The organism is Chryseobacterium cucumeris, assembly GCF_016775705.1.
GTDB classification, from domain to species: domain Bacteria; phylum Bacteroidota; class Bacteroidia; order Flavobacteriales; family Weeksellaceae; genus Chryseobacterium; species Chryseobacterium cupriresistens.
In genome coordinates this window covers 1,231,249-1,243,775 of sequence record NZ_CP068760.1, presented here as the reverse complement: position 1 = coordinate 1,243,775, position 12,527 = coordinate 1,231,249, and the positions used below count along the sequence as shown (strand labels likewise).

Below are 12,527 nucleotides of genomic sequence, written 5' to 3'. Positions count from 1 at the left end.
TTGTTCAATCATTCATCAATTATCAATGATCATTTATTAACAATTGAAACTATGCTATACTATCTATACGAATATCTAACCAACCATGGAATTCACGTTCCGGGATTAGGAATGTTAAAATACATTTCCTTCCGTGCCGGAATGGCTGTACTGTTCTCATTGATTATTGCTCTTGTCTACGGAAAAAGAGTAATCAATTACCTGAGAACTAAACAAATGGGAGAATTGGTGCGTGATCTGGGATTGGATGGGCAGAAACAAAAAGAAGGAACTCCTACCATGGGAGGGCTTATTATTATTTTGGCAACCATCATTCCGGTATTGCTGTTTACAAGAATTACCAATGTGTACATTGTGCTGTTGTTGGTTTCTATGTTCTGGATGGGTGCTATTGGTTTCCTTGATGATTACTTAAAGAAAATTAAAAAAAATAAAGACGGTTTAAGTGGTAAATTCAAAATTGTTGGTCAGGTCGGATTAGGGCTAATTGTCGGAATTACAATGTATTTCCACCCGGATATTACCGTTAAAAGAAAATATGCAGATGCTAAAGTAGTGAACAGGAACAATGTAGAGCAAAACTTTATGCCTACAGAAAAAATTACCGTTTCCACTGTTCCTTTTGCCAAAAATAATGAATTCGATTATAGTGGAATTTTATTCTGGATGAATGATAAAGATGCCCATGAGTGGGCATGGATTGTCTTTATTCCCATTGTAATCTTCATTGTAACAGCCGTTTCCAATGGAGCTAACATCACCGACGGAATTGATGGTCTTGCAGCAGGAACAAGTGCTATTATACTGCTCACGCTGGCTCTTTTCGCGTACCTTTCCGGGAACATCATCTTTGCAGACTATCTCAATATCATGTTCCTTCCCAACATGGGAGAAACCACCATTTTTGCAGTCGCAATGGTAGGTGCTGTAATTGGATTCTTCTGGTACAACACTTATCCTGCGCAGGTTTTCATGGGAGATACCGGAAGCTTAATGCTGGGAGGCGTAATTGCTGTTTTAGCCATTATTTTAAGAAAAGAATTGCTGATTCCTGTATTATGCGGAATCTTCTTAATTGAAAACCTCTCTGTAATGCTTCAGGTAGTTGTTTTCAAATACAGAAAAAGAAAATACGGGCTGGAATATGCCCAAAACAACAGACTCTTCAAAATGTCACCATTACACCATCATTATCAGAAAGAAGGTTTCCACGAGAGTAAAATCGTGAACCGAATGATTATCATCGGAGTAATATTGGCCATTGTATGTCTGATCACATTAAAAATGAGATAAAAAATAAAAGCTGTAAGCAATAAGCCTAAAGCTTAAAGCCTATAGCATAAAGCTTTTATAATATGAAAATAGTTGTTTTAGGAGGTGGAGAAAGCGGATGCGGAGCTGCTTATCTGGCTAAAAAGAAAGGTCTGGAAGTATTTCTTTCAGATAAAGGAGCCATTAAGGATAACTATAAGCAGTTTCTTACCGAAAATGAAATTGAATTTGAAGAAGGAAACCACGATGAAGAAAGGATTTTAAATGCTGACTGGATCGTAAAAAGCCCGGGAATTCCGAAAAAGGCTGATATCATCAATAGAATTCATGAAAAAGGAATCAGACTTTCCTCTGAAATTGAATTTGCTTCAGAATTTACAGATGCAAAGATCATTGCCATTACCGGAAGCAACGGAAAAACAACCACAACTTCACTGATCTACTACATCCTGAAAAATGACGGATTGAATGTAGGTTTAGGAGGAAATATCGGATACAGCTTTGCGAAGCAGGTGGCGGATGAAAACCATGAATACTATGTATTGGAAGTGAGCTCTTTCCAGCTGGATGATATTCAGAATTTCAGACCTTATATCTCTTTATTGTTGAATCTGTCTCAGGATCACCTGGATCAGTACAACTACAATTATGAAGAATATGCATTGGCCAAATTCCGAATCACAGAAAATCAGGAGAATGATAACTTCTTCATCTACAACAAGGACGATGAAATGAGTAAAAATCTTCTTGAAAAGCTTGAAATAAAGGCGAAAATGATTCCTTTCTCAACCAAAGAGAAATTAACGGAAGGAGGTTTTGTGAATGATGATGAAATTGTGGTAAAAATGAAAGACGAATTCGCAATGAAAGTTGATGAATTGTCTCTGCTGGGAAATCACAATGTAGCTAACAGCCTGGCAGCATCTATTGCCGGTAAGATATTAAAAATCAACAATGAAAGCATCAGACATTCATTGATGACCTTCCAGGCCGTAGAGCACAGATTAGAGTTCGTTACTGAAATTGATAACGTAAAATACATCAACGACAGTAAAGCAACCAATGTAAATGCAACTTACTATGCCTTAGAAAGCATGAAAACGCCAACCGTATGGATTGTTGGTGGATTAGATAAAGGAAATGACTATACCGAAATTGAAGATTTAGTCAAAAGAAAAGTAAAGGCAATTGTTTGTCTTGGAATAGATAACAAGAAGATCATCGATTTCTTTAAAGATAAAAAAGAGCTTATTTATGATACTTCAAGCATGGAAGAAGCCGTGAGAATTTCAAAATCACTGGCAAAAAAAGGTGATACGGTCTTATTATCCCCGTGCTGCGCAAGCTTTGACTTGTTCAAAAGCTATGAAGACAGAGGACGCCAGTTTAAAGAACAGGTATTAAATGCCAATGGCCATTAGCCATTAGCCAATAGCATTAAATATGGACGAACAGAACACAGAAAACAGATTTGAATTTCTAAAGGGCGATAAAGTACTTTGGATGGTCATCCTTGTGATCTCCATTTTCTCTATTTTCCCGGTATACTCTGCAAGTTCAAATCTCGAATACATTGTCAATAACGGGACCACAACAGGCCACGTTATCAAACATATGTTCTTTGTAGTTCTGGGACTAGCCATTATGAGACTGGTAGGAACTATAAAATATGAATACATCGGAAAGCTCAGCAGTATCCTGCTCGGCCTGATGATTATTCTGTTGATTGTCACCATGTTTACCGGACAAACCATTGATGGAGCAAGTGCTTCCAGATGGCTGAAAATTCCGGGAACACCAATCTCTTTCCAGCCTTCATCATTTGCCTTTTTAATGCTGATCATCTATCTGTGCAGGTATCTGACCAAAAAGATCACCAGGGAAAGGCTTCCGATAGAGAATATCATGTATATTTTCGGGCCTATCCTGCTTGTTTTTGTATTGGTAGCCAAAGATAACGGTTCAACGGCATTAATGATTTTAATGGTTTCCGTAGTGGTTCTCATAATAGGACAGCTTCACTGGAAATACATTGCAGGATTTATCTCCGCATCATTTGTAGCCATTGTGTTCTTTTTATTGATTGCCTTAAATACCAATATGATCGGTGGAAACCGTGTTCACACATGGATGAGCCGTATTGAAACCTTTACATCAAGCAAAGCCAAAACAGCAGATGTAGATGATGAAAGTGTAAAAGCAAAAAATTATCAGGTAATGCAGGCCAAAGCAGCTATTGTACACGGCGGAATTACTGGAATGGGGCCAGGGAAAAGTGCATTGAAACAAATGCTTCCGCAATCTGCCTCCGACTTTATTTTCGCAGTGATTGTAGAAGAATATGGGGTGATTGGAGCCGCTTTTCTGATCAGTTTGTACCTGATTATGATGATCAGGATTGTGATGATCGCCAGTAAAATGCCGGCATTTTTCGGATCGTTGCTCGTGCTCAGTCTCGGGGTAATGATCTTCATTCAGCTTTCGGTAAATATTGCCGTTGCTGTAAACCTCATCCCGGTAACAGGACAGCCGCTGCCTTTAATTAGTTATGGAGGAACATCCATGCTGGTGACCTATTTACAGTTAGGTATTATTTTAAATATAAGCTCAAGAATTCAGATTTATGATGAAGAAGGAATGGGCAAAAAACAAAGTATAGCAGAAATAAACGATATCGCTTAAAATGGACAAAAAATTAAGAATATTATTATCCGGCGGAGGAACAGGAGGACATATCTTCCCTGCCATTGCCATTGCTGATGAGATCAGAAAAAGATTTCCTGATGCAGAATTTTTGTTCATTGGTGCCAATGGAAAAATGGAAATGGAAAAAGTTCCTCAGGCAGGCTATAAAATTGAAGGAATTGATATCGCAGGAATCGACAGAGGTAATCTGTTATCCAACCTGGGACTTCCTTTTAAGATTCTGAAAAGTTTATCAAAGTCTAAAAAGATTATCAAAAACTTCGCTCCTGATTTTGCTGTAGGAACAGGAGGATTTGCCAGTGGACCTGCTCTTTATGAAGCTAGCAAAATGGGAATTCCGATTTTCATACAGGAACAGAACGCTCACGCTGGGGTAACCAATAAAATTTTAAGCAAGAAAGCCAAAGCCGTTTTCACAGCCTACCCAAAAGTAGAAGGCTTTCCTACAGAGAAAATAAAGTTTCTGGGAAATCCGATTCGTGAGAATATTGTTTCAGGAATGCAGGAAACCGCTCAGGCAAAAGAGAAAATGGGATTGGATAAAGATAAACTTACGATTCTTTCTGTAGGAGGTTCTTTGGGATCCAGAACATTGAATAATGCCTGGAAAGAAAATATTGAGAATCTGAAAGAAAAAGGATATCAATTAATTTGGCAAACAGGAAAGTTGGATTACAAAGAATTATCTTCCAGCCTCCAGCTTCCAGTTTCCATTCATTTGAAAGAATTTATCAAAGACATGGAACTGGCGTATTCTGCAGCTGATATCATTGTTTCCAGAGCCGGAGCTATTGCCATTTCAGAGTTGGCTGTAGCACAAAAGCCGGTGCTTTTGGTACCTTTCCCTTTTGCAGCGGAAGACCATCAAACCAAAAATGCCATAAACCTGGTTGAAAAAAATGCTGCCAGAATGGTAAAAGACTCTGAAATGCAGGAAAAATTCTGGAATACATTATCAGAAATCTGCGAAAATGAAAGGATAAGAAAAGAAATGTCCGACAATCTGAAATATTTTGCCAAGCCAAATGCTGCAAAAGAGATTGTAGACGAGATTTTTAACGTAATAAAATAGTTAGGAAAGGCTTCGACAAGCTCAGCCTGACATGAGTAAATAAAACAGTTAGTATTAGAGGTGTCACCCTGAGCTTGTCGAAGGGCCAGTAAGCAAACACTAATGAATGAAAATATATTATGTATACATTGTAAAATGTTCCGATAATTCTTACTATACAGGCTTTACCAATGATTTGGAAAGAAGAATTAACGACCATAATGACGGATTAAATTCTGAAAGTTACACGTATACAAGAAAACCTGTGGAACTTGTTTTCTACCATGAGTTTAATGATGTTAATCAAGCTATAAGATTTGAAAAACAAGTTAAAGGCTGGAGTAGGAAAAAGAAAGAAGCAATAATAAATGATAACTGGGATTTATTACCACTGCTATCAAAAAATAGGATGAAAGATTAGAAGGCTTTGACAAGCTCAGCCTGACACGAGTAAAATAAAACAGTTAGTATTAGAGCTGTCACCCTGAGCTTGTCGAAGGGTCACACAGCTAAAATATAATTTATTAAAGGGGCGTGGATGTTAGTTGATTAAAGCCTAATACAAAATATAGTAATACAACTCTGAGCTTATTCAAGAGTGGTTAAAGATTAAAATATAAATGAACATTTTACAAACATATCAGACTTTTTACTTCGTTGGAATCGGAGGTATAGGAATGAGTGCATTGGCACGCTATTTCAATGCATCCGGAAAAAAAGTATTGGGTTACGACAAAACCAATACAAAGCTTACTCAGAATCTGATGAATGAAGGCATTGATATTGTTTTTGAAGATCTTATTGATGAAAGGATCACATCCCTTCAGAAAGAAGATACGTTGGTAATTTATACTCCGGCTATCAAAACGCTTGGAATATTGGATTATTTCAATCAAAATCAGTTTGAAGTTTTAAAACGTGCTAAAGTTTTAGGCTTAATTACTGAAAATACAGACTGTATTGCCATTGCAGGAACTCATGGGAAAACCACCACGTCTACCCTTGTAGCCCATTTGTGTAAAGAGGCCGATCTTCCTTTCTCATGCTTTTTGGGAGGAATTTCTGAAAACTTTAAATCCAACTTCCTGTACAACGGTTCTACCTATTCTGTAGTAGAGGCAGATGAGTATGACAGAAGCTTCCTGAACCTTTCTCCGGACTGGGCAGTAGTAACTTCTACAGATGCAGACCATCTTGATATTTATGGAGATAAGAGCCATATCGAAGAAGGTTTCAGACACTTTGCAGCTTTAGTACCTCAGGACAAACAGCTTTTTGTAAGAAAAGGTCTGGAAATTGGCAGAGGGCACCAAACCTATGCAGTGAATGAGCCGGCAGATTATTATTCAGACAATCTGCGTATGGAACATGATAAGATTTATTTTGACTTCCATACCCCCACTGAAACAGTGAAAGATTTTGTCTGGGAAATACCGGGAATTCATAATGTGGAAAATGCCACTGCAGCACTGGCTATCCTGCATAATTTAGGCGCAGATTTTGATACGCTGAAAAAAGCAATTGCCAATTTTAAGGGAATTAAAAGAAGATATACCAAACATATTTATCAAAACGGTAAAATTTACATTGATGATTATGCTCACCACCCTACAGAAATCAATGCTGTAATGAGCTCAATCAGAACATTTTATCCGGATAAAAAACTTCTGGTAGCCTTCCAGCCTCACCTTTTCAGCAGAACAAGAGATTTCGCAGACGGATTTGCGGAAAGCTTAAGTAAGGCAGATGAACTCATTCTTCTTGATATTTATCCTGCAAGAGAACTTCAGGAAAATTTTGAAGGAATCACTTCAAACTGGCTGCTGGAGAAAGTAACATTAGATAAAAAAGAGGTATCGCCTTTATCCGATGCTTTTGAAAAAATAAAAGAAAAAGATTTTGACATCCTTCTTACTGTAGGTGCAGGAAATATAGACACCCTGTATGATCCTATTTGTGAATGGATAAATAAATTGTAAAAAGTAATAATGTATTTACGTATTCATGAATACATTTTACATAAATACATGAATACAAAAAATGTATGAAAAATAAATACAGAATATTAAAAATTGTTGTCACCGTAATTATCCTGGGATTGTTACTGAGCTTCTCGTTGAGGAGATTCAGCCGTGAGCAGATTACGGACAATAAGATTTCTGTAAAAATGAGTGAGAAAACACCGGTGTATTTTGTTGATGAAAAAGACATCAGGGAAATTGTAAAAAAAGAAAATCCATCAGGGAAAGTAGGCGATCTTAATATTCCTGCTTTAGAAAAAAAGATCAATTCCTTACCGGCAGTAGACAGTGCCAATGTTTATCTGAACCTGAACGGAAAACTGAACCTGGATATCAAACAGAGGGTTCCGGTCTTCAGATTAAACAAAGACGGAAAAGACTTTTATGTGGACGAAAAAGGAATTGAATTCCCAATTTCAAGAACCTATTCGCACCCATGTATGCTGGTAACCGGAAACGTACATCCGGATGAATATGAAAAACTGGCAGAACTGGTAGAAAAGATTGACAAAGATGATTTCAGTAAAAAATATTTTATCGGAATCTCTAAAAGTAAAGACAGTTACAGTCTTTTGACCAGCGAAGGAAACTACAGAGTTGAGATCGGAGACCTTGATAATATTGATTTTAAAGTAAGAGGATTTAAAACGTTTGTGGAAAAATACCTTGTGTATCAGGACCCTCAGAAATACAGCATGGTTTCTGTAAAATATCAGAATCAGATTGTCACTACTTTAAACCCTTATTTTAAAGAAAATGACAGTATTTTAAAGGCAGGAAAGATGGAACTGGCAAAAGTTCCTTCCCCAACAGCCGCTAAAAAGACGGAGGGTAACCCCAAAATTGCAGAGGTAAAAAAAACCGGTTCCTCAACAGTAAAACCGAAAGAGGGTACAAAGCCGAAAACCCATACAAAAGAAACGAAAAAGGCGGAGAAAAAGCCACCCGTCAAGGCCCAGTCCAAGCCTAAGGCAAAAGTAAAAATAGAATAAGTCCCTCAGGGCATTTAATACACAAATAGGAAACTATCCTTATAGATAAAAAAGTAGAAAAAAATCAAATCGATATAAAATGGAAAATCAAGAGTATTCAGTAGGTCTGGACATCGGGACAACGAAGATAGTCGCGATTGTCGGAAGAAGGAATGCACACGGGAAGATAGAAGTTCTCGGTGTAGGAAAAGCTAAGAGTCTTGGTGTTCATAAAGGTATTGTGAATAATATTTCACAAACCATTAATTCAATCAAGGCTGCAGTCTCCGAAGCACAATCCAGCGCCGGAGTTCCTATCCGCAAAGTTACGGTAGGTATTGCAGGAAAACACATCCGTTCTCTGCAGCACTCCGATTATATTATGCGTGAACATCCTGACAAATTTATTACAGACGACGACATCGAAGCATTAAAAGATCAGGTAAAAAAGCTGGTTATGCTTCCCGGAGAAGAAATTATCCACGTACTTCCTCAAGAATATAAAGTGGATTCCGAGGGGGAAATTCAGGAACCTGTCGGAATGCACGGAAAACGTTTAGAAGCCAACTTCCACGTTGTAGTTGGGCAAATGGGCAGCATCAGAAATATTGCAAGATGTGTTCGTGAAGCCGGATTAGAAATGGAAGCCCTTACTTTAGAGCCATTGGCATCTTCAGAAGCTGTCCTAACAAAAGAAGAAAAAGAAGCCGGTGTAGCCATTGTTGATATTGGTGGTGGTACAACAGATATTGCGATCTTTAAAGATAATATCATCCGTCATACCTGTGTGATTCCATACGGAGGCGGAATTATTACCGAAGATATCAAAGAAGGCTGTTCCATCATAGAAAAACATGCAGAACAACTGAAAGTAAAGTTTGGTTCGGCTGTTCCCGAATTAGAAAAAGACAGTACTTTTGTAACCATTCCCGGACTTCACGGAAGACCGGACAAAGAGATTTCTTTAAAAACTTTAGCGCAGATCATCAATGCAAGAGTAGAAGAAGTTTTGGAAATGGTGAATACAGAGCTGAAAGCTTACGGTGCTTTTGAACAAAAGAAAAAACTGATTGCCGGAATTGTTCTTACGGGTGGTGGTTCAAACCTGAAACACCTTCGTCAGCTGGCCAATTATACGACAGGTTTCGACAGCAGAATCGGTTTTGCGAATGAATATATCGCCAATGATAAAAATCAGTATCTGAAAGGCCCTGAATTTGCTACCTCTATCGGATTACTGATGGAAAGTTTAAAGATCAGAGACAAAAAACAGAATATTGACGAAGTTGTAGAAGTTGTTACAGAGCAACCCAAACCGGAAGTTACTGCAGCACAGGCAGAAACAGCTCAACCTGTTCAGCAGGCAGCCCCGGTTCAGGAGCAGCAGTCTTTCGAAAATGAAAAGCAAGAGAACAGAAAAGCGAAATTGACCTTCGGGCAGTCGCTTATGGAAAAAGTAAAAAAATTCTTTGAAGAAGTAGAGTAAATAAATATAAATGATAAAAGATTAATGATCAATGATACCTGAAATAGATTAATATTTATTAAATTAAAGACGAATATCATTCATCAATTATCATCTATCACTTATCAATTATTAAAAGTATAGTTATGGAAAATATAGGTACACAAGGATTTTCATTTGATTTACCAAAAGGAAATTCATCCATTATAAAAGTAATCGGTGTAGGGGGCGGTGGAAATAACGCTCTGAAGCACATGTACGAGAAAGGAATCCACGGAGTAGATTTCGTGATTTGTAATACGGATGCTCAGACTTTAGATAATAACCCGGTAGCCAATAAAGTTCAGTTGGGAACTTCTATCACAGAAGGTCTTGGAGCTGGTGCCGATCCTGAAGTAGGAGAAAAATCAGCCATCGAAAGTATTGAAGATATCAAAGCTGCTATGGGTCAAAACACCAAAATGGTGTTCATCACTGCCGGAATGGGTGGTGGTACAGGTACCGGAGCCGCTCCTGTCATTGCTAAAGTAGCGAAAGACATGGGAATTCTTACCGTAGGTATTGTTACGGTTCCTTTCAGCTTTGAAGGGAAAAGAAGACTGGAACAGGCAGAAAACGGTCTTGATAAATTAAGAAACAATGTTGACTCACTTATTGTCATCAACAATGATAAACTAAGACAGCAATTCGGAAACCTTGGATTCAAGCAGGGATTCTCAAAAGCCGATGAAGTGTTAACCAATGCTGCGAAAGGTATGGCAGAGGTTATTACCGGTTACTTTGATGTAAACATTGACTTTAGAGATGCTAAATCTGTACTTCAGAATTCAGGTACTGCATTGATGTCTACAGGAACAGCTTCAGGTGAAAATAAAGCTGAAGAAGCGGTAAGAAAAGCCCTTGATTCTCCATTATTGAATGATAACAAGATTACAGGTGCTAAAAACGTATTATTATTGATCAGAAGTGGTGCTGAGGAAGTGACCATGGATGAGATCGGTATTATCATGGACCACATTCAGAAAGAAGCTGGAAACACAGCGGATATCATTTTCGGGGTAGGTGCAGATGAAGAATTAGGAGATGCGGTAAGCGTTCTTGTGATCGCCACTGGATTCTCTAATGACAATAAAAAATTTGCAGGGCCTACAGAGAAAATCAGAATCAGTCTTAATGATAGTTTTGAAGCACCTAAAAATTCTCCTTTCAAAACAAGAGAAGAAAGAGAATCAGCTCCTGAAGCAACGCATGATTTTGGTGGGAAAAACCTTTTCAGACTTGATGACGAAGAACACGACACTCCGTTCAATGTGACGTCTACTGAAAAAAAAATGATTATTGAAGAAGAACAGCCAAGAACTGAAATAAAATTCTTTGATAAAGAGGAAGGTACGGTAAATACTCCGGAACAGAACTGGAGAAATGAGGAGGAAGGAGAAGAAGAATACAGCTTATTCTCTATTGATGAGGAGAGTGAAGATCCTAATGATCTTGAGATCCAGTCTTTCTCATTTGATTTTGAAAATAAAAAAGAAGAACCACAATCCGGAACTCCTTTTAACAACTCGTTTTCAAATGAAAAGCCTGTTGAATTCAGTTTCTTTGTAAATGAGCCTATCAGAAATGAACCTAATACGGATTTCGGACAGCCAAAAGCAGAGTTTAATACACCTACAAATGCCGCTGTAGCTGAACCAGCTCAAAAGATTGAAACTTTCTATCAGAAACAGGAAGAGCCAAAAGTTGAAACGAGACCAGCTTTTGAAAACAAAACAGAAATTGAAACTCCAAAAACTGAAGAATCAGAATTCACTTTCGTGAATAAAACGATTGATCAGGACAGAGTTATTGAAAGAAGAAATAAATTAAAAGAATTCAACTCGCGCTACCAGAATTTTGACAGCACAAGTGAATTCGAATCTATTCCGGCTTTTAAAAGAAAAAATATTTCGATCGACGGAAACAATGCTTCAGACCAGAATATCAATACTTACCTGTCTGATAACAATGGATCCATGCAGATCAGAGAAAACAGATTTTTAAATAAAGATGTAGACTAAACGCTATAAGCTATACGCAGTAAGCTATAGGCTATTCTGGCCGAATCCAAAAGCTTACTGCTTATTGCATAAAGCATAAAGCATATAAAAAATGAGTTTAGAAAATACCATAAACGAAGCTATAAAAACAGCAATGAGAGCTAAAGACAAAGTGGCTTTGGATTCTCTGCGTGCTGTAAAATCTCAGATATTACTGCTTAAAACAGAGGCTATCGGTGCCGAAGTAACAGCAGAACAGGAAATTGCTATTCTTCAGAGAATGGTAAAACAACGTAAGGATTCTTACGACCAATTTACGGCACAGGGAAGAAATGACCTTGCAGAAGTCGAAGATGCTCAGATGAAAGTTATCGAGCAGTTTCTGCCAAAACAGCTTTCTGCTGAAGAATTGGAAACAGAAATTAAAAATATTATTTCTGAAACCGGAGCTGAATCCGTTAAAGATTTAGGGAAGGTAATGGGAGTTGCATCAAAAGCATTAGCCGGAAAATCAGACGGAAAAAGCATTTCCGAGATGGCTAAAAAGCTCCTTTCTTAATGCGATTAGTTTTGGGATTTTGAGTTGATCTCAATCCTGCAAAACTATGTCTCATTCCATAACTTAGGATATACAACCTTTGCATATCGATTTGATTAAGAAGCCCGGAACTCTTCAGTTCCGGGCTTCACTTTCTTTGGATATTAAAGTTTGTTGATCAGTTTTTAATTCTAAACTGAAAAAGAATTAAGCTACTATCATATTTCAGAGAGTATTTAAGTGGTTGATTGCTTGAGGGAAAGCTTTTAAATGTTTTTTCACGGTCGTTTGTTTTTCAGAATCATTTCAAATTTAATAATAATATTTCAATATTCCTATAGTTAATTCACGTTTTTTAGAATATTATTACAATATTAATAGTCGGTTAATTTTATATGACTAATCAATTGATAGTTTTTATATATTGAACAAACGCAAAGAATTGCTTAACTTTGTAGGGATAA

10 protein-coding genes are annotated in these 12,527 nt (G+C 37.5%); all 10 read left to right on the top strand.

The features are described 5' to 3' along the window. Positions 1-51 precede the first annotated feature (51 nt). The 10 genes from mraY to JNG87_RS05560 all read left to right on the top strand — a co-directional run bounded on the left by mraY (position 52) and on the right by JNG87_RS05560 (position 12,084). Entirely contained in the window at positions 52-1,293 is a 1,242-nt protein-coding gene (gene mraY, locus JNG87_RS05605) for a phospho-N-acetylmuramoyl-pentapeptide-transferase (protein ID WP_114819545.1), read from the top strand. Between the two features lie 62 nt (positions 1,294-1,355). Beyond that, on the top strand, positions 1,356-2,693 hold the full coding sequence (gene murD / locus JNG87_RS05600) for a UDP-N-acetylmuramoyl-L-alanine--D-glutamate ligase (RefSeq protein WP_202842302.1): 1,338 nt from the start codon (positions 1,356-1,358) through the stop codon (positions 2,691-2,693). Positions 2,694-2,715: 22 nt separating this feature from the next. Continuing rightward, on the top strand, positions 2,716-3,954 hold the full coding sequence (locus JNG87_RS05595) for an FtsW/RodA/SpoVE family cell cycle protein (RefSeq protein ID WP_202842300.1): 1,239 nt from the start codon (positions 2,716-2,718) through the stop codon (positions 3,952-3,954). A 1-nt stretch (position 3,955) separates the two neighbouring features. Next, complete coding sequence (murG, locus tag JNG87_RS05590; protein WP_202842298.1) at positions 3,956-5,050, top strand: undecaprenyldiphospho-muramoylpentapeptide beta-N-acetylglucosaminyltransferase; 1,095 nt, start codon at positions 3,956-3,958, stop codon at positions 5,048-5,050. 106 nt (positions 5,051-5,156) lie between these two features. Next, entirely contained in the window at positions 5,157-5,450 is a 294-nt protein-coding gene (locus JNG87_RS05585; RefSeq protein WP_202842295.1) for a GIY-YIG nuclease family protein, read from the top strand. A gap of 199 nt (positions 5,451-5,649) precedes the next feature. Then, positions 5,650-7,008, top strand: a complete 1,359-nt coding sequence (gene murC, locus JNG87_RS05580) for a UDP-N-acetylmuramate--L-alanine ligase (protein ID WP_202842293.1) — start codon at positions 5,650-5,652, stop codon at positions 7,006-7,008. 65 nt (positions 7,009-7,073) lie between these two features. Then, positions 7,074-8,042: a cell division protein FtsQ/DivIB gene (locus JNG87_RS05575; RefSeq protein WP_202842292.1), complete on the top strand. Its 969-nt coding sequence runs from the start codon at positions 7,074-7,076 to the stop codon at positions 8,040-8,042. 79 nt (positions 8,043-8,121) lie between these two features. Further along, positions 8,122-9,507 carry a cell division protein FtsA gene (ftsA, locus tag JNG87_RS05570; RefSeq protein WP_120232264.1) on the top strand — a complete coding sequence of 462 codons (1,386 nt, stop codon included), beginning with the start codon at positions 8,122-8,124 and terminating at the stop codon, positions 9,505-9,507. Positions 9,508-9,632: 125 nt separating this feature from the next. Then, the gene (gene ftsZ, locus JNG87_RS05565; RefSeq protein WP_202842290.1) at positions 9,633-11,546 is read left to right on the top strand and encodes a cell division protein FtsZ; all 1,914 of its coding nucleotides are present in this window, start codon (positions 9,633-9,635) and stop codon (positions 11,544-11,546) included. Positions 11,547-11,637: 91 nt separating this feature from the next. After that, positions 11,638-12,084 carry a GatB/YqeY domain-containing protein gene (locus tag JNG87_RS05560; RefSeq protein ID WP_062672649.1) on the top strand — a complete coding sequence of 149 codons (447 nt, stop codon included), beginning with the start codon at positions 11,638-11,640 and terminating at the stop codon, positions 12,082-12,084. Positions 12,085-12,527 lie beyond the last annotated feature (443 nt).